Raw genomic sequence first — 19,260 nt, 5'->3', positions numbered from 1 at the left:
TGTTAAATCACCACCTCAGCTGATTCAAACAGTCTGATTTTTTCAGCGATTTGCTCTGTAAATTTTTCATCCGGACATTCTACGGTAACAACCCAGCCGGTCTTTATATTTACAATATAACCACGTTCCACTTTTCCAAAGTCTTTCAGAAGATACATGTAAAATTGCATTTGAAATATAAATTTTTCTAGTTCTAATGTTCCCCAACTAAGATAAGTACACTTAAAATCAACGACATAGATCTTGTTATCCTTAAAGAAAACTTTATCAGGTATTCCAAAAAGCACGTATTTTTTTTCGTTTACTTCAAAGTGTTTGGCAAGTCGCCATTCTGATAATACCTTACTGTTTTCAAATAATTCTTTCAATATATGGGCTTTCAAAATTCCTTGTGGTATTTGACCAGTTTGTGCAAGATATACAATCTGGTTGTATTCATTCACACTCATAAGTTTTCTGTGAATCTGTTTACCTTCCAAAATCTCAGAAGAAGATTCTAAGAATTTGGATAACTTATCCGATATTTTGGATGGATAGCTTATGAGATTCTCTGATTCATTTACTTCTTCCAAATTTTCATGATCAATTTCAAAATCACTTTTTTCGTCTAAAATACCGGAAAGGATAGTCGGGGATAAGTACCTTTTGTACGCCATTTCGGAAAGATCGCTTATCTGTTTTTCAACAATAGCTTCATCCAGAATCTCTTGTTCATCTTTGGGATATTCATTATCTTGTTGAGATTTTAAATTTATTTCTTCTAAAAAATTCTTACTGATATTTATTAACATTCTGTGTTCATCATCATGCTTTCTTTCGAAAATTTTTTTCGCCGTTAATGCCTTGTTTTTATTACCATCGGGTAGTAAAACTACAAATAGCATATCCTTAGCACGTGTTATTGCAACGTACATTTTTCTAAGCAACTCCGTTTCATCAAAGATGACTTCCGCTTCGAGCTGTTTTATAAGTTCTTTATATTCTCCACTGTCGCTATTAATTTCATCCTTGAATTTATCCAAAAATCGCTTTATGTGCAGATACCTACCATCACCATCATCACTTACCGGAAACATAACATTTTCCTCATCTTTCTCCGATTCGCTATTTCCAACCAAAAACACTATATTAAATTCCAGACCCTTTGAGGCATGCACAGTCATCATCTTTACTACATCATTTTCTTCGGAAACTTGGGAAGCTTCCATTTCTTGCAAGTCAGTTATTTTCTCAAACAGTCTCGTCAACTCAAGGAAAGAATTAGCCTGTTGGTTGAATTCGGATGCTTGGTCCATCAATTTCTTTACATTCTTTAGTTTTTGTTCAGAACCCTCAAATTTAGCAATTTTGGTTAGATAATTGCTCTCTTTGATAAAATTTTTCATGACCTCTGCTGGTCTTAAGAAATATTTCATTTCGTCGTACTTTTGAATAAGTTGTATCATCTCTAAGACATAATTTGGTAAAGAACCTGAGTTTGAGAGTTCCTTTGCTGCTTGGAAAAACGAATATGTTCCTTCCTTATCCTTGATTTCTTTTGCTTTAGAGACTATTTTGTGGAATATCTTAAACTTGTCGAAAGAATCTTTAACTTCGGTGTCTTCAAAAAACGGTGTGAAGAAAAATTCCATGAAGTTGTAATTATTGTTTGGGTTTTGAATAACATTCAGTGCGCTTATAATTGATTTGATCTCTGGCCTTTTGTAAAAGCTTCTTCCTTTAACAACGTACAGTGGTATATTAAACTTTGCAAACACATCTTTGTACGTGTCTTCTACATTGCTAAGTTTGTAAGAAAGAATGGTTATATCTTTGTAAGTGATCTTTCTTTTTACAGGCTTTAATCCGGAAGAGTCTTTTTCAAAAAACGTCATCTCCTTGCCCACTAACTCGTTAATCACTTTTGCTACCAACAAAGCCTCCATGTAGGTATTATTATTAAGTTTTTCTCTATCATTTATACACATATAAACAACTCTGCGAAGATTATAACTTTCTTCCAAGTTAACTTGTGGAAGTGTTTCATTCTCACAACCTTGATTGTTTGCATTTGAGATGTCATCATCCAAAAAGAAAAGTTTATCGTACAATTCCGGAAATCTGAGTCTGAAAACTTCGTAATAATTAACGCCATTAACTTCATCTTCTGAATTTGAACACGGCGAATCAGATTTTATTTTCGAACAAAATATTGCTTCTTTAGAAACATAGTTGAAATACTTTACTAAATCCTTGTGTGAACGAAAATTCGTTTGTAAAGAAAGAATTTTATACTTTTCTGGACTATCTTTTTGTTTTTTTTCAAATTCGTTCATGGTTTTAATGAACACTGATACATCAGCACCACGAAATCTATATATCGATTGTTTTCTATCGCCTACATAAAAAACATAATTTTTGTCTGTATGGAGCATCTCAAATAGTCTTCTTTGTAAGTCATTTGTGTCTTGATATTCATCAACGATAATATATTTGAACCTTTCTTGATATTGTTTCCTAACCTGTTCTTCGTTTTGGAGTAAACTTATAACCTTCTCAAGCGTACCTTTGAAGTCATATTCGAAATTATCGAGAGTCTCTGCTTCGTATAGCTCTACAGCAATTAGACACATTAGCCTGAAAACGTTCAACGATGTTCCGACTTTTTTGAATAAACTTAAAAGTCTCTCACTTATCTTAGAATAGTTTAATTCTATTCGCCAATTCTTCACAACGTTTGCTATATGTTTTTTAACAGTGTCGATATTTTCCAGTCTTTTGAAAAGTTCAAGTATAGCTTCCTTATTTTGTCTTAGTTCAGAAACATAGTTTTCCAGTCTTTTCCTTCTTTCTACTGGAAGCGTTTGTCGAAATTTAACATCAATATCTTCGTATATTTGAAAAGCAACTTCTATGGCGTATTTTGAAACATTATCTATTATTTTCATCTGCTTAAGCTCGTTTATTATCTTGAAATTTGGATCAACACCAGCAGTTATATTTTGTTCGACTAAAATCCTTCTGCATAAACTATCTATTGTTGAGATAACAGCACGAGACATATTTGAATAAACACGCTGCCAGTAAATATTTGACGTTGCCTGAATTTTCTTTCTTACTTCACTCATAATTCTATCTTTCATCTCATTTGCTGCTTTATTAGTGAATGTTACAGCCAAAATATTGTCGACAATATCAGGTTTGTTATAATTCTCCCAATATTCGAGAATACCCATATAGTAATTTGTGAGTGTGTAAGTTTTGCCGGTGCCTGCAGAAGCAGAGATAAAATAATTACAATTTGGATTCTCACGCACTAACTCAGCCGGTGACTTTATCATGGATCTTTCCCTCCAAATGATTATGATCCGGTTCCGATCTTCAAAATAGATTTAAATGTCTAGCTAACTTTCCTAATTTATAATTCTACCATAATCCTGTTTCATTGCTGCCATTGACTTTCCGGTCCATTTGTGATACTATATATAGTAGTGCATATTGTCAAAGACACAATATAAAGTTATCAAGAGGATTTCTCGAGGGGGAGAGTTTATGGTATTTTCAGAGCTTGGTAACTCTTTTGGGCTTATCAGAAGTGTGAGGGTGACTTATGGAGATCATCCAAATTTACCTTCGATTAGCGTTTATTTCCAAGGTTGTGATGCTATTCCTAAGTGCATTGGTTGTCACAACCCTGAAACTTGGAAATTTGATAATACTTACAAAGTTGAATTTTCTCATCTTCTAAAAATTTTGGATAGAAAAATTGAGCAGCTGTTAATTTCACACAAAGTTATATCCCTTGCCTTGCTCGGGGGTGAACCTTTGACAAAAATAAATAGAGAAATAGCATATTTGCTTGCAAGGTTTGTAAAAGAGAAATATGGAGAGAGTGTAAGGACTATATTGTATACTTGGAGAAGTTTCAAAGAGCTACTTTATTTAGACATTCCTTTGGATTATTTTGATGAGTTCGTACTTGGAAAGTATGTCAAAGAATATGATACAGGTTCATTTCCTGCATCAAAAAATCAAGTTTACATAACAAAAGATAGGCTGCTTCCAATATTGCAAGGTTTGACGGAATGGGGGGAGAAAGTATGTCAGAATTATTAAATTTTTTATCATTAATGAGTTTTTCTCCTGATTTTGTTGAAGAGTTCAAAAAGACTCCAGAGAAGCTTTTAGAACTCGAAGGTCTAGGTTGGCAGCTTGATATTAATAAATTCACAAAGCACTTTTTCAACAACGGCATACTGGATTCATCGATAGATTCAAACGCAAATGTTAGAAGCACAAACGTTTATACTTATTTCAATGAAGTTGTAAAACCATGGTCTAAGTTGTATTCGCTTTACTATGTTTACGAGAGAATGAAAGATTTATTTGGACAGCGAGAGGCAGAAAAATTTTTAAAATACCAGCTTTATGGCGATATATATCTGCACGATGCGCATCACGCTGCATTCGAACCATATTGCTATGCTTATTCGCTACGATTAATAGTTGAAAAAGGGTTGTTTTTTATCGATAGCATCAAATCGGTGCCTGCAAAGCATCTTTCTTCGTTTATACAACATGTAATACAGTTTGTAATGTTTGCCTCCAACCAGCAATCAGGGGCAGTTGGTTTACCTGACTTTTTTGTCTGGCTTGCTTATTTTTACAATAAAGATCTGAAGGCTGGAATTATTCCGGAAGATCAGAAAAAACAATATCTCCATCAGCATTTCCAGATATTCACATATTCTATCAATCAACCTATCCGTGGTACTCAGTCACCTTATACAAATTTTACGTATCTTGACAGAAATTACATTAGAACTATCTTTGAGGGTGAGAAATATCCGGATGGAACACTTATAACTGATTACGTGGAAGATATAATTGCACTACAAAAAGAATACTGGCTTTGGATCAGTCAGGAAAGGGAAAAGCAGATGTTCACATTTCCAGTTCTGACAGCTTCGCTTTTGTATAAAGATGGAAAGTTCGTTGATGAAGATAGTGCAAGGTTTATAAACAAAGTTAATTTGAAATGGCAGGATACAAATTGGTATATTTCAGATAGTATAGATGCTGTGGCATCGTGTTGTAGACTAACAAGTTCAACAAAAAATCTCAAATTCAAAATAGGACCTGAGAAATTGGCTGGTATGTCTAATTCTATTGGAGGTTCTGACTTAAACATTGGTTCATTCAAAGTCGTGACGATAAATCTTCCTAGAATTGCATTAGAGACTAAATCAAAAGCTGGGTTTATGAGCAAGCTCAAGGAAAAACTAAGTGTCGTTCATAGAACACTTTCGGCAATAAGAAGTATAATTCAAGAAAGGATTCAGCAAGGTGTATTGCCGTTGTACAATTTGGGGTTGATGGATTTGAATCGCCAATATGGCACAGTTGGTATAAACGGCTTATACGAGGCGTGTGAGATTCTTGGATTAACATATGAAGATATAGATGGCGTTAAGTACACAAAAGAAGGTGAGCAGTTTATTTTCGATGTGCTTAATCAAATTGCCAAAGCAAACGATGAAGCCTTTGAGATATACGGATTCACATTCAATATTGAGCAAGTACCAGCAGAGAAAGCAGCAGTAACACTAGCACAAAAGGATAATTTACTGTATGGCACCAAATACATCTTGTATTCCAATCAGTGGTTGCCACTAACAACTAATACAGATATGTTGAACAGAATACGATACTCAGGTATGTACGATAAAAAAGTTTCAGGAGGAGCAATATTGCACATAAATTTAGACTCACCTTTTAGGAACGAAGAAGAAGCATGGAATATGGTGAATCTTGTCGCAAGTATGGGGGTTGTTTATTTTGCTTTTAATCAGAAGATAAATGTATGTGAAGATGGGCATGCCTTTTATGGTATGAGATGTCCAATGTGTGGCAAACACAAAGTAGATGAATTCATCAGGATAGTTGGTTACTTAGTGCCAGTAAAGTCATTTAACAAGACAAGGCAAAACGAAGAATATCCAAAAAGAGTGTTTTATCGGGTAAATTAAAAATCCATTGTTACACATAGCCCGCAAAAGCGGGCTATTGTTTTTAAGTTATTGCTGATAGAAATCTGCAAACTTCTTGTGATGTTATAATCAAATGCTCTGAAGTTTATGAGCTGACGGGTAAAAGATTATTTAAGGTATACAGTCACAACTTTTATGGATTTTCCTGTTCAAAGTTACATTTGTAAAGCGTGTGCTATGTGGAAATAAAAGATCCAGTCTCAAACAATAATCTTGCAGAAGCGAAGGGTGTCAAAACGAATCAAGTTATTAGAAGTGCACTATTAATTGCATTCTAAATGAGTATGTTGATGTTATTAGTCATATTGTAAAAATTCATAATCTGCTCAGATAGCGACAGGAAGATCTCTAACAATCTTGGATCAAAATGTGATGGTTCAACCCGTCCATCGCCATTTGTAATAATCTCAATGGCTTCCTCGTGTGTAAAGGCTTTTTTATAAGGTCTATCACTCCTAAGTGCATCATAAACGTCTACTATTTTAACTATTCTTGCTTCAAGTGGTATTTCATCTTTCGACAAACCAAGCGGATAACCTGTTCCATCGTAATTTTCATGGTGAAATAAGGCTATGTTAAGTGCAACTTTGAACCTTGGATGTGCAAGCAATCGTTTGGCATATACAGTATGTCTTTTTACCTCTTCAAACTCCTCTTTTGTTAATTTACCATTTTTATTTAAAATTTCGTGTGGAATGAATATTTTACCTATATCATGTAAAGTTGAGTATTGCACTATTTCATCTTTGTATTCTTTTGGCAATTCCAATCTTTCGACCATCATCCGTGTTAAAACTTGCGTTCGTTTTATGTGCTTTGATGTCTCCTGTTCGTAACCTTCTACAACAGTTGCCAGTCGTTGCGAGAAATCAAAGAAGGCATCTCTTAATTCATTTGAAAGTGTCTCAATCTCTGAGTATAGTTCTTCTATCCTAGCATTTGAATTTTGTAGTTCTTCGATTTGGTGACAAACCAGATCGTAAGTGTTTTTGAGCAAATCGAGTGTTTTATCAATTTCAACGATGTCGCTTTCTTTCTTTTGACCGCATACGTTTCCTTGAAAATCACATATGGCATCATCTACTTTTTCTAATTCTTTGGCTAAATGATTTGAATACTTGCCCATCTTGACAATTAAATAGGTAACGGAAAAAACAGTGAGAACAAATAAAACTATAATAGGAGAAACTATTGAATCGTAGTTAATATCAATCCATAAAACAAGTTTACGGTTCAATAATCTTAGTTCATCTTCCATTGTAAAGACTTCAGTTGACCTAAAAAAGACATTCTTTCTTTCCTTCTCGAATTGGAAAATAGGTTTTAAACTTTCTTCGTCGAACAATTTAATTCCATTTATCATATCGTATCTTTTTAGATTTATTTTTTTCAAGTAATCTTTTATATACTCATCAGGCAAGTAGAATCTCAATTTTATTATCCCTTTTCCATTTAATCTTTGAAAAACATCAAGGTATATTCTTTCCTTTGATATGTCAAAACCTGTTCTTGTTTGTTCTTTTAATAAGATTTGATTATCTATGTTCTTCACTATTTCGTATTCAATTTCACTAAATGGTGGAATAAAGTATGAAAGATAAATGTTTATATATGATTTCACAATAGAATCGTTTAACTGGCTTTCGTTTTTTAATACGTTTGTCATCTGGTAAGTTACATCTAAAATTGAGTTCTCGTAGGTTTCAAAGAGATTCTTGACACCAATTTCAATGAACTGGACTTGGCTACTAATTTGATTGTAAATTTGGAATGAAAGTGTACGATGTACATTTCTTATGAAAATCCCGAGAAAACCTATCCAAGTGAATACAGTGATAATCAAAACTATAAGAAGTCTTAGGAATATCTCTTTCCTAAAAAATTCACGTATCGTTACTTTTTCACTCAACCAAAAACACTCTCCTTTGGATTCGATTTTATATATTTTCCAAAAGGAGAGTGTATCAGATGAAGATTAAGAAAATTCAAAACTTTATTAGAATTAACAGCGGGTTCTTAAAACCTTCTATTTCTTCTTTCTCGTATCTTTTCAATTTCACTAGTTGAACTTATATGCTTTGGTAACTTTTGTAAGTGCAATTTGTGTTTTAAGAAAAATTCAACATTGTATTGAAAAAAGTCGACAAAGTTTTCTTCTTTTAAAACACTGACGTAGTTTTCGAACGATATAAACACGGGTAAGAAATTCTCTGTGATAGCACGTTTGTTTATCAATAGGTCATGTTATAAAAAATTTTCATATGTTAACCTCTTTGCTGAAAAGTTAGAAAAGTTTCATTTGACCTTCTGGAATACTTTTTCTTGTTGACTTTATTTTTTTCATCTGTCCTTCTTTTAATATACCAACTTTCTTCTCAATATCGCTTTTTTCTACAATTATATTCAATATCTCCTTTGCTCTTTCTATTATACTTTCTGGCAATCCAGCGATAGCTGCTACTTCAATTCCATAGCTTCTATCAGCTACTCCTTCAATGACTTTATGCAAAAAGATTACGCCATCGGTTGTTTCCTTTACATCTACTGTTAAATTTTTTATTCCGTTGTATCCTTCAGAAAGCTCTGTGAGTTCTGTGAAATGCGTTGCGAATATCGTCTTACACTTAATTTCGTTGTAAATATACTCACTCATTGCCCATGCGATACTTATACCGTCGAAAGTACTTGTACCTCTACCAACCTCGTCAAGTAAAACTAAGCTGTTTTTCGTAGCTTTTGCAAGTATTAAGGCTACTTCATTCATTTCGGTAAGAAAAGTGCTCTTGCCTGTTGAAATATCATCTCTTGCCCCCATGCGTGTGAATATCCTATCAAAGATCGGGATTTTTGCAAAATCTGCTGGAACGAAACAGCCTATCTGAGTCATTAATGCAATGAGTCCAACTTGTCTTATATATGTGCTTTTACCGCTCATGTTTGGTCCTGTTAAAATGAACATGCGTAAAGTACTATCCATGTATATGTCATTTGGTACAAATTCTTCTACGAATCTTTCAACAACAGGATGTCTACCTCGTAATACTTTGAATTCTTCGTCGGAAATCTCTGGTTTAACGTAATTGTATAACCTCGATACGTACGCAAAGTTGGAATATACGTCAATCCAACTTATTAATTCAGCCAATTTTCTTAACTCTTGAGTATACTGTTTTATTTCATCGCACAGATTTTTGAATATCATTTTTTCTAATATATCGACTTTTTCCTTTGCTGCAAGGATTTTTTGTTCAAAATCTTTTAGTTCGGCTGTTGTGAATCTTTCCGCGTTCACAAGAGTTTGAATTCTTGTATAGCTTTCCGGAGCAAGTTTTGCTTGTCCTTTTGGGATTTCTATGTAATATCCAAAGACGTTGTTAAAACTTACTTTAAGCTTCTGGATACCTGTTTTGTGCTTTTCTTTCTCCTCAAAATTTTTCAGCTTCTCGTTTGCGTGATATAATAACTCTCTATATTCGTCAAGTTCTTTTGAAACACCATGCCGTATTATCTTACCTTCACCAAGTTCACCTTCAATCTCTTGGTATAACGTATTCTCTATCTTTAATCTCAGATCGTCCACGTTTGGAATAGAATCGGCTATAGGCAAAAGTTTTTCATTTGTAGAAAGGGCATCCCTTATTGGTTGCAGAACCTCAAGAGTATTTTTCAAACTAATTAAATCTTTTGGTTTTGCGCTGTCGTATTCGAGTCTGTTTATTATACGTTCGATATCATATATCCCATCGAGGTATTCCCTTATTTCGTTTGTTAATAAAGTATCTTCAAAAAATGCCTCTACATACCACAAACGCTTTTCTATTTCGTTTTTATCTTTCAATGGATGCAGTATTACCCATTTCAGCAATCTACTTCCCATAGGGGTTTTTGTCCTATTCAAAACGTCATAAAGGTTCTTACCTTTATCACCTGGAATAAGTGATAAATTCTCAACAGTCGCTGAATCAAGATTCATGTATATAGATTCTTCAAGAATCTTCGGAAATTTTAACTTTGCATTCTTATTAAGAGTATAATTTAGATACTTTATAGTGGCACTGAGAGGTTTAGCCGCCTTTCCAAGTTCAAAATGTTCTATCGAAACAACACCGTACGCCTCTTTAATCGTTTGTTCTTCATTTGTGTAATACCATTCATCAAGCTTGTCAACGAAAATCCCAAAGCTGCGTGCAACACTAAGAATATCGTTGTAAAAATCCTCCGGACAAATTATCTGCGAAATCTTATGTGTTTGAATAAAATCAGCTATCTCATTTACATTGTCCAGTTTCTTGACAATTACTTCTCCAGTCGAGGTATCAGTCAAAATACATTGGATATCATTTTCACTTGCGTACAACGACATCATATAATTACTTTCTGTAGTAAGTAGTTCATCTTCAATTAGTGTTCCAGGTGTAACAACCCTTGTCACTTCTCTTTTCACAATACCTTTTGCAAGAGCAGGATCTTCCATTTGTTCGCATATGGCAACCTTAAATCCTGAATCAACTAATTTTTTAAGATAATTCTCAAGTGCATGATAAGGTATGCCGGCCATTGGAGCATCCTGACGTTTGGTCAAGACAATGTTTAGCACTTTCGAAACTGTCAATGCATCATCAAAAAAAGCTTCGTAGAAATCCCCGAGTCTAAATAGTAAAATAGCGTCTTTGTATTTTTCTTTAATATCGAGATATTGCTTCATCATAGGTGTAACTTTAAAATTTCTGGTACTGAACAATTCTTGATTCAAATGGTTCATTCTTTTCACCCCGTATTTTATGTTTATAAGTAGGTCAAAAATTGAAAGAACTTGTCTAGAATCAATTATACAACAACCATAGGCAATTTTAAAGCGATGATAGTTCCGCGTATTATTTTGCATTTTTCTTGCAATTTTCGACAAAAATGTAGTAAAATATAATTAATTAAACATTCTTAATTTTTGACATGATTTTGAGGAGGGGGGATAGGTTGTATGAGAAACAGAAGGTTTAGGAAAGTAGTTTTGTTAGTTTTGGTTACATCCATTTACCTCGTATTCGGCTTCAAAGTCCCGGAGAACGCGGATTTTGTATTTCACATTTCATCTGTCGACAAAGTTCTAAGTTTAATCCTACCAGATTACAACTTCGAATTCGGTCAAATAACACTTTTTGGTAAAGATTCGTTTGGTGGAATTTCGGAGATTTTGCTGGGATTTATGTTGGAAGACGAGCGAATAACGAGTAAGGCTTTTTTGAAATTACCTATTGTTGTAGCTATTGAACCGAAATTTTCAGAAGATGCTATAGCCAAAACCTTGGCTGAGCTTATGAAAGCATCATACATTGTAACTGACCTTGATAAATCAACCAAGAAGATTCAAATTGGGGAGGTTGCATTTTATACAATTCGCTCAAAAGAAGCACTTTATCTAACATGCTCTGAAATCCAAAAAATGGTTGTTGAAGATATGTTAAATTCAAAGGTTAAGCTTGTAGAAGTAAATATACCTCAAGAGGTTGATATATACTATAAGAACTTTGGTACCACTCCCATAGGAAACTGGTTGTACGCATTTGGTGATACTTTTGGAAAGCCAGTTTCGGAAGAATTAAAGGGTTGTATCGAGCAAAACAAAATTTGGTTTGAACTCATAATTGAAAAGAATATTTCAGATTACGAAAAGACCTTGCTTAAGAGAAATGAATTCTACCTTTCCGAGCTAAATTATGTACCCAATTCAAAAATTTTTATAGGTGCAACTAGGAACTTTAATTTCCTCCCACTTTTAATATTACTCCAAGAGCTTCCGGAGGAATTAGTACCTTTCTTTACTGAAAACATCGATATTTTCTTGATATCAGGAAGTACCGATCTTTTCATGTGCGCAAAATATAAACCTGAGTACGAAAAACTCGTTCAATTCAATTTGAAAGAACATTTCCAGTATATGAAATTTGATAGAATTAACAATTTAGTAAACGCATGGCAAGGTAAAGAAGTAGGGATTGAAACAAAACATAAGGATTTAGAAAATAGCTTGATGTATATTGGAATAATTGGTGAAGAAGAAGAAGACTTTAGCTTTTTACTAAATGTGCAAAGAATAACCAATGGTGGCATAAAAATAACGGGAAAGGTAACGAATCTTCAAAAGTTTTTGGAAAAGTATTTAGAAGAGGCTTTTGAAGAAACGGAAGAATATTATTCAGATGAATATGATTATTATGAAGAAGAAGAGATAGAGGAAGAAGACTATGAAGAAACATTTGATGAAATAGAATATGAAACAGGGGATGAAACAGAGGAAGCCCCACCGGCAGAAGGACTTTACGAGGAAGAATACGAAGAAATTCTCGACGAAAATTACGTTTACACAACAGTTGATAATTTGGTAAGTGTAATTAATTACTTAATTGAAAAATTAGACGAAGGATTTATTCCAACAATTTGGTCATTACGCAATTACCCACAAAACTTTTTGAAACGCTTAGAATTTTTCCCAGCAATAGGTAGAGATGGAACAAAATATTTTACAATATCTTTCCAACTTCCAAGTGAGGAAATTGGTGAAGCAATAATGATGAAACTTGAAGAATACGATATATATTCCTGGATTGTTTACGGAAAATTGATAATAAACTATGTAATAAAAGCAGAAGAATAATATTAGCTTTACAAATTCAGTGCAACAAAAGCCACCTTATCAGGTGGCTTTTGTAGTTTAATTTTTACGAACCTTTTAATTTTTGCTCCCTTTTTTCAAAATTCAACTCGGCTATGCTTTTTTGAAGATACAATGGCTCTACAACATCTACAAGCCTTCCGGCATTTATTTCCATTTCCACGAGCCTTAACAAATTTCTTGCACTTGGGACATTGTAATTATTTTCATCCAATCTATTTTCAAAAAATTCTGCTCCATCACCTATGCATAAACTTGGTGCATATGCTTTTACCTTTTTCCTCACTGATTCGATATCATCTATAAAAGGCTTTTCTATTTCTTCAATTAAACCCTGATTACCATTACCTTTATAGATCGCTCCATACAGGTAACCCTCTCTTGCTTTTCTTAGGACCACTACGTATCCATTGTAAAATTCCAAATTGTAAGCTATCAATTTCAAGGAGTTTATTTCGACGAATTTTTTTCCTATTCCAAGCCCTGTAGCAAATGCTATTCCCACTCTTAATCCTGTTAAGCTTCCAGGACCTATTCCAACTCCGATTATATCAAGATCACCGAAGTCCACATTGTTAAGCATGTCCGCTATCTGAGTTACTTGAATTCCATGCTTAGCCTTTGTTTCAAGTTCAACAAGCATTTTCTGCTCGTCATCACAGTAACAAGCTACAACTCTTGGTGTTGATGTATCGATTGCAAAAATTTTCAATATTATTACCTCCCTTAGACTTTGAATTCTTGCACTTTGTATAATTTTCACAGAATTTTCCCAAATTCTGCTGTGATTTATTATATCATGAAAAAGTAAAACGTGTAGAGTTTTTGATATCATAAGTTTTTTATAGGTAAATAAAAACTTTCAGTGACTTCATAAAAAATGTACAAAAATAATAACTTTTCAAGTTTTCTTGTGAAAATATTTACATTGGTATCATATAATTGCCCGCAAGGGTAAAACTCAGCGAAAGGGAGGATATTTATGAAAAGGGTATTATTTGTGATGCTTGTAGTGACCCTTATGTCAACGGTCTTGTTTGCCAGTGTTGTATACGAAAGAAAAGAAACATTGTATGCCGGTGGCGGTATGTGGGCACCTCCTTCAAACTGGAACCCGATAACACCATGGAATGCAGTAACTGGAACAGTAGGTTTGATATACGAAACGTTGTATGGATATGACCCGTTAAAAGACGAATTAATTCCCTGGCTTGCTGAAAGTGGTAGATGGACATCAAAAAACACTTTTGAAATCAAATTAAGAAGAGGAGTAACGTGGCATGATGGTACACCGTTCACATCAAAAGATGTAAAATTTACATACGAGCTTGCAAAGCAAATACCAGAGATTTCATACAGCCCAATTTGGACATGGCTTGCAAAGATAGACACTCCTGATGATTACACCGTGATTTTCACATTCTCTTCACCAAGGTACCACGAATGGAATTATAACATCTATCAAACTCCGATCATACCACAACATATTTGGTCAAAAAAATCTAAAGAGGACATTCTTAGCGGTGCAAATGAAAAGGCAATAGGTACCGGTGCATATCTTTTCGAAACGTACAGTGATGACAGAATGATTTATCTGAGAAACGAAAATTGGTGGGGTAACAAGGTGTTCGGCCAACCAAAACCAAAAAGAATAGTCTATTTAAGAGTTTTGAGTAACAACGTTGCCTTGGGTATGATAATGAAAGGTGAACTTGACATATCCAATTTCTTCCTACCAGGAGTTCCAACGCTGAAGAAAACATATTCTGACATTCACACTTGGTTTGAAAAGGAACCCTACATGTTATCTGACAACGTTGCTTATTTGTTTATCAATACAACCAAAAAACCTTTAAACGATCCTAACCTTAGGAGAGCTATAGCATTTGCCATTGATCCAAGTGTTATTGCAAGGACTGTATTCGAAGGACAAGTTGTTCCTTCCAATCCTGTTGGTTTCTTACCGATCAAAGGTTGGATGAAATACTATCCAGAGAATGCTGCAAAACAATTTGGATTTAAGTATGACCCAAAAACTGCTAGAGACTTGCTTGACAAGGCTGGTTATAAAGACGTGAATAAGGATGGTTACAGAGAAGCGCCAGATGGGAGCAGGTTCAAAGTAGAAATCATCGTTCCGTTTGGTTGGACAGACTGGATGGAATCGATAAAATTAATAGCATCACAACTCAGGCAAGTTGGAATTAACGCTGAAGCGAAGTTCCCAGATTACAGCAAATACTGGGAAGATCTAACCACGGGAAAATTTGATATGGCAATTAATAACTTCAACAGTCAAATGACAGTATCACCGTGGACGATGTATAATTGGGTCTTCAATTCAAATATTAGCAGTGAGATGTACAACGGAAACTTTGGAAGGTACGTCAATCAAAAACTTTTTGAGTTGATCACACAACTTAACTCAACACCAATGGATGATGTCTCGGGTTGTAAGAGAATTGTAGAGCAAATAGCGGAAATCCATCTCAAAGAAATGCCAGCTATACCTCTCTGGTACAATGGTATGTGGTTCCAGGCAAGTACCCAGGTATGGAAAGGTTGGCCAAGCGAAAAGATGCCATACGCATATCCAGTTACATGGGGTGGCAGATGGCAAACTGGCGGAGTACTCATGCTCATTGGTTTAAAGCAATAGAATAGCAATTTCTTATAACCGAAGAGGTGTATTTAATGAAAAAATACCTTAGAATGAAGATATTAGTTTACGTCTTAACGTTTATCTTTGCAGTTACTATCGACTGGTTGATTCCCAGGCTGATGCCTGGGAATCCTATCCTTGTTCTTGTCTCAAGATTTTCAGGATTGCCAGAATCAGCGAAGGTGATCTATAGTTATTTGACAAAAGCTTTTGGTCTTGATGAGCCTATGTGGAAGCAATATCTCAATTTTTGGATAGCGTTTTTAAGGGGAGATTTGGGAATTAGTATCTATCTTTATCCAAAACCTGTTCTGGATGTTTTGAAGAGTGCGCTACCTTTTTCGTTAGGACTGCTTTTACCATCGATAATAGCAAGTTGGATCGTTGGAAATAATCTTGGTGCGATCGCTGCAAGAAGAAAAAGACTTGATTCAATAATATTACCAACAATGTATTTTATAACAGGTGCACCTTATCTATGGCTTGGTATACTACTTGCTTACTATTTTGGAGTTGTATTGAGGATATTTCCGATTGCCGGTGCGTATAGCTTTTCCCTAAGACCTCATTGGTCGTGGTTATTCATATCCGATTATCTGAAACATTGGATTTTGCCATTCTTGTCACTCTTTATAGTTCAGCTGGGTGGTTGGGCAATAGGAATGAGAAATATGGTAATATACGAACTTGAAAGTAATTATTCAAGATATCTTGAAGCACTGGGCGTTAAACAGAAACTTATTCGAAAGTATGCGTTTAGAAATGCAATTCTTCCGCAGGTGACAGGTTTAGCATTACAGCTTGGAACAATAATCGCTGGTCAAGTAACGACAGAAGTTGTTTTTTCGTACCCTGGAATTGGTTATGTACTTACACAGGCGATATTGAATCAAGATTATTTTTTGATACAAGGATGTTTTATATTCATAATTATCGGAGTTCTTGTTGCTAACTTCACTGTTGACTTGGTTTACATGCTTTTAGATCCTCGTGTAAGATATTCATACGGTGGTGAGATATGATGAATGAAATGTTGTTCTTTGCGTTTAGAAATAAAAAACTCAGAATAGGTCTTTCCATAGTCTTGTTTTTTGTTTTTCTTGGACTTTTTGGACCACTTATTTCCAAGTACAAAGATCCACTTGAATATGTTGGCGGAGGTTATCAACCACCGAGCAAGGAATTTTGGCTTGGAACAACCACATTTGGACAAGATGTTTTTACACAATTGGTGTACGGAGTACGCTCATCTTTTCTTGTAGGATTAATAGGTGGAGGATTGGCCACTTTAATAGGTTTGATTATAGGTTTTTTTGCTGGTTATGAAGGTGGATGGATCGATGAACTACTTATGATGATAACGAACATCCTTTTAGTAATACCAACCTTAGCATTGTTAATAATTATAGCCGCTTACTTACCTTACAGAGGTATTTTAGTAGAGAGTATCATAATAGGATTCACGGCTTGGCCATGGACTGCTCGTGCAGTTAGAGCCCAAACACTTTCACTTAGGGTTCGAGAATTTGTGAATCTTGCTCGAATAACAGGTAGAAGCCACCTTAAAATAATATTGTATGAAATTATGCCAAATATGTTTTCGTACGTGTTCATGGTTTTTATTCTTCAGTTTGGTGGTGCAATTCTTGCTGCAGTTGGTCTTGATTTCATTGGTCTTGGTCCGACTAAGGGTATATCGATTGGCTTGATGATGCAAAACGCGGTACTTTGGAATGCCATACAACTTGGAATGTGGTGGTGGGCGATTCCTCCAGGATTAGTTATTACGCTCATAGTAGGTGCTTTGTATTTTATGAACACAGGGCTTGATGAAGTGTTTAATCCAAGATTAAGAGAAATGTGAATAAGGAGCTGAATGATAAAATGCTCGAAGTGAAGAATTTGAAACTTTACTACAAAACGTTAAGAGGGTATGTCAAGGCTGTTGATGATGTATCTTTTACCGTTGAAGATGGAGAACTACTCGGCTTAGCTGGTGAATCAGGTTGTGGAAAATCGACACTTGGTAACGGCATAGTGCTTCTCAAACCTCCAATGTATTACATGGGTGGAGATGTTTACCTTGATAAACAAAAATTACCTATAGAAGATTACGAGAAGATGAGAAACTTTAGATTTACGAAAGTTTCTATCATACCACAATATGCGATGGATGCACTTAACCCAACACGGAAAATTGGAAAATACATACGAGAGGTACTTTTAAGTAAAGGAATAGAGCCTGAATCTGTCATAAATGAGTTGATGGAAAGACTCAAGATGGTCAACCTTCCAGAAAGAGTTTTAAATATGTATCCTATAGAACTTTCAGGTGGTATGAAGCAGAGAATGGTGATGGTTATTAGTACACTACTCAATCCTTCATTGCTTATAGCCGATGAAATAACTTCTGCTCTTGATGTTTCTTCTCAGAAGGCTGTTTGTTTAATGATTAAAGATTTTAAAGATGCTGGAATAGTTAAATCGCTCATTTTTGTTACACATGATCTGTCAGTGCTCTATCAAATAGCAGATCGGATAATGATTATGTACGCAGGTAAAATCGCTGAAATTGGCACTACAAGACGATTAATTGAAAACCCAGTCCATCCGTACACAAAGATGTTGCTGAATTCACTACCGGAAGTAGGTATTCGCTATACCGAAAGATTATTAAAAGGCATCCCAGGTCAACCACCTCAACTTTTAAATCCACCCACAGGTTGTAGATTCAAAGACAGATGTCCGCTCCGTGGTCATGAATGTGATGAGGAACCACCTTTGGTTAAAGTCGAAGAGCATCATGTTGCATATTGTTGGAAGGTGAAAGCAAATGCTTGAGGTCAAAAACTTGACAAAGGCTTATTCAGTTGGTCCATTTGGTCGAGAAAAATTTTATGCTGTAGACAATGTAACTTTTGAAATTGGTGATAATCAGATAGTTTCGCTTATTGGAGAGAGTGGAAGTGGCAAGACAACGATTGGTAAGATGATACTTAGACTTACAAAACCTTCCAGTGGAAAGATATTTTTTAACGAGTTGGATATAACTACTATAAAGGATATTAAAGAATACTATCGACATGTCCAAGGAGTATTTCAGGATCCATTCAGTTCTTACAATCCTATTTTCAAGATAGATAGAGTTTTTGAGATGGTGCGTGAAGAGTTCTATCCTGACAAAAATCAGCAAGACTGGCGACGGGAGGTTGCAAGGGCGATTGAAGATATAGGACTTAACCCATCCGAGATACTTGGTAAATTTCCTCACCAACTCAGCGGGGGACAGTTGCAGAGATTACTTATAGCAAGGGCGTTATTGATAAAAACCAAATTTCTGGTAGCGGACGAAATAATAAGTATGCTTGACGCATCCACAAGAATTGATGTGCTGAATGCACTCATCAAATTAAAAGAGAAAGGCTTGTCTGTACTTTTTATTACTCACGATTTGTCGCTTGGTTATTATACAAGCGATAAAACGGTAATTCTATATAAAGGTTCGATAATGGAGTATGGAGATACTGTTAAAGTTTTCAAGAATGCTCAACATCCTTACACAAAAATGCTTTTGTCTTCTGTTCCAACAGTTCAACAAAAATGGGAGAAGACTACTATATCGCTTCATGGTAGAGAAACACCCAAAGGATATTGTAAATTTTACGATAGATGTCCATTCGGTGATGAAAAATGCAAGAATGTCGAACTCGTTGAGGTTGAAGAAAATCACAAAGTCGCATGTGTAAAGGTTTGAAAATATAATTTAATTTATAAAAGGGGGAAGAACGATTGAGAATAATTGCTGAAAGTCTACCGAATATTCCTTGGGAAGATAGACCAAAAGGTAGTAGTGAAGTCGTTTGGAGATATTCTCAAAATCCTATAATAAAGAGGAACCA

Annotated in this window: 13 protein-coding genes; 8 read left to right on the top strand and 5 right to left on the bottom strand. The window is 34.9% G+C overall.

All coding sequences use genetic code 11. From position 1 onward, the window contains the following. Window positions 1-2: 2 nt before the first annotated feature. Entirely contained in the window at window positions 3-3,320 is a 3,318-nt protein-coding gene (locus N2Z58_07140; protein MCX7654428.1) for a UvrD-helicase domain-containing protein, read from the bottom strand. A 211-nt stretch (window positions 3,321-3,531) separates the two neighbouring features. Between N2Z58_07140 and N2Z58_07135 the strand changes: the two genes are divergently transcribed. Continuing rightward, entirely contained in the window at window positions 3,532-4,095 is a 564-nt protein-coding gene (locus N2Z58_07135) for a radical SAM protein (GenBank protein MCX7654427.1), read from the top strand. A gap of 14 nt (window positions 4,096-4,109) precedes the next feature. Beyond that, a complete protein-coding gene (locus N2Z58_07130) occupies window positions 4,110-6,008 on the top strand; it encodes an anaerobic ribonucleoside-triphosphate reductase (protein ID MCX7654426.1) in 1,899 nt (632 codons plus the stop codon). 295 nt (window positions 6,009-6,303) lie between these two features. On the opposite strand, the gene N2Z58_07125 is transcribed toward N2Z58_07130, so the two are convergent. The 3 genes from N2Z58_07125 to mutS all read right to left on the bottom strand — a co-directional run bounded on the left by N2Z58_07125 (window position 6,304) and on the right by mutS (window position 10,791). After that, entirely contained in the window at window positions 6,304-7,938 is a 1,635-nt protein-coding gene (locus N2Z58_07125; GenBank protein ID MCX7654425.1) for an HD-GYP domain-containing protein, read from the bottom strand. Between the two features lie 107 nt (window positions 7,939-8,045). Then, window positions 8,046-8,225 (bottom strand): hypothetical protein, encoded by a 180-nt coding sequence (locus N2Z58_07120; GenBank protein ID MCX7654424.1) that lies wholly within the window; start codon window positions 8,223-8,225, stop codon window positions 8,046-8,048. An 88-nt stretch (window positions 8,226-8,313) separates the two neighbouring features. Beyond that, entirely contained in the window at window positions 8,314-10,791 is a 2,478-nt protein-coding gene (mutS, locus tag N2Z58_07115) for a DNA mismatch repair protein MutS (protein ID MCX7654423.1), read from the bottom strand. A gap of 216 nt (window positions 10,792-11,007) precedes the next feature. Here mutS and N2Z58_07110 point away from each other — a divergent pair, with 216 nt between their 5' ends. Beyond that, window positions 11,008-12,681, top strand: a complete 1,674-nt coding sequence (locus tag N2Z58_07110) for a hypothetical protein (protein MCX7654422.1) — start codon at window positions 11,008-11,010, stop codon at window positions 12,679-12,681. A 64-nt stretch (window positions 12,682-12,745) separates the two neighbouring features. Here the strand turns inward: N2Z58_07110 and tsaB are convergent, their stop codons facing one another. Next, window positions 12,746-13,411: a tRNA (adenosine(37)-N6)-threonylcarbamoyltransferase complex dimerization subunit type 1 TsaB gene (gene tsaB / locus N2Z58_07105; protein MCX7654421.1), complete on the bottom strand. Its 666-nt coding sequence runs from the start codon at window positions 13,409-13,411 to the stop codon at window positions 12,746-12,748. Between the two features lie 270 nt (window positions 13,412-13,681). Here tsaB and N2Z58_07100 point away from each other — a divergent pair, with 270 nt between their 5' ends. The 5 genes from N2Z58_07100 to N2Z58_07080 are packed head-to-tail and all read left to right on the top strand — an operon-like array spanning window position 13,682 to window position 19,115. Next, window positions 13,682-15,358, top strand: coding sequence for an ABC transporter substrate-binding protein (locus N2Z58_07100; protein ID MCX7654420.1), 1,677 nt, complete (start codon window positions 13,682-13,684; stop codon window positions 15,356-15,358). A gap of 35 nt (window positions 15,359-15,393) precedes the next feature. Next, a complete protein-coding gene (locus N2Z58_07095; GenBank protein ID MCX7654419.1) occupies window positions 15,394-16,383 on the top strand; it encodes an ABC transporter permease in 990 nt (329 codons plus the stop codon). Next, the gene (locus N2Z58_07090) at window positions 16,383-17,225 is read left to right on the top strand and encodes an ABC transporter permease (protein MCX7654418.1); all 843 of its coding nucleotides are present in this window, start codon (window positions 16,383-16,385) and stop codon (window positions 17,223-17,225) included. Before N2Z58_07095 ends, N2Z58_07090 begins: the two co-directional genes overlap by 1 nt. A gap of 20 nt (window positions 17,226-17,245) precedes the next feature. Then, entirely contained in the window at window positions 17,246-18,202 is a 957-nt protein-coding gene (locus tag N2Z58_07085; protein ID MCX7654417.1) for an ABC transporter ATP-binding protein, read from the top strand. Beyond that, complete coding sequence (locus N2Z58_07080; protein ID MCX7654416.1) at window positions 18,195-19,115, top strand: ABC transporter ATP-binding protein; 921 nt, start codon at window positions 18,195-18,197, stop codon at window positions 19,113-19,115. The genes N2Z58_07085 and N2Z58_07080 overlap by 8 nt, the downstream gene beginning before the upstream one ends. Window positions 19,116-19,260 lie beyond the last annotated feature (145 nt).

It is taken from the genome of Fervidobacterium sp. (assembly GCA_026419195.1).
Classification (GTDB): Bacteria; Thermotogota; Thermotogae; order Thermotogales; family Fervidobacteriaceae; genus Fervidobacterium.
The sequence above is the reverse complement of the archived record's forward strand: the minus strand, read 5'-3'. Positions and strand labels throughout refer to the sequence as shown.

Excerpts from the sequence above, each read along its gene's own strand:
- N2Z58_07090 (MCX7654418.1), top strand. The coding sequence starts at position 16,383 with ATGAATGAAATGTTGTTCTTTGCGTTTAGAAATAAAAAACTCAGAATA.
- N2Z58_07140 (MCX7654428.1), bottom strand. The coding sequence starts at position 3,320 with ATGATAAAGTCACCGGCTGAGTTAGTGCGTGAGAATCCAAATTGTAAT.
- N2Z58_07085 (MCX7654417.1), top strand. The coding sequence starts at position 17,246 with ATGCTCGAAGTGAAGAATTTGAAACTTTACTACAAAACGTTAAGAGGG.
- N2Z58_07135 (MCX7654427.1), top strand. The coding sequence starts at position 3,532 with ATGGTATTTTCAGAGCTTGGTAACTCTTTTGGGCTTATCAGAAGTGTG.
- N2Z58_07110 (MCX7654422.1), top strand. The coding sequence starts at position 11,008 with ATGAGAAACAGAAGGTTTAGGAAAGTAGTTTTGTTAGTTTTGGTTACA.
- N2Z58_07100 (MCX7654420.1), top strand. The coding sequence starts at position 13,682 with ATGAAAAGGGTATTATTTGTGATGCTTGTAGTGACCCTTATGTCAACG.
- mutS (MCX7654423.1), bottom strand. The coding sequence starts at position 10,791 with ATGAACCATTTGAATCAAGAATTGTTCAGTACCAGAAATTTTAAAGTT.
- N2Z58_07080 (MCX7654416.1), top strand. The coding sequence starts at position 18,195 with ATGCTTGAGGTCAAAAACTTGACAAAGGCTTATTCAGTTGGTCCATTT.
- N2Z58_07130 (MCX7654426.1), top strand. The coding sequence starts at position 4,110 with ATGAGTTTTTCTCCTGATTTTGTTGAAGAGTTCAAAAAGACTCCAGAG.
- N2Z58_07095 (MCX7654419.1), top strand. The coding sequence starts at position 15,394 with ATGAAAAAATACCTTAGAATGAAGATATTAGTTTACGTCTTAACGTTT.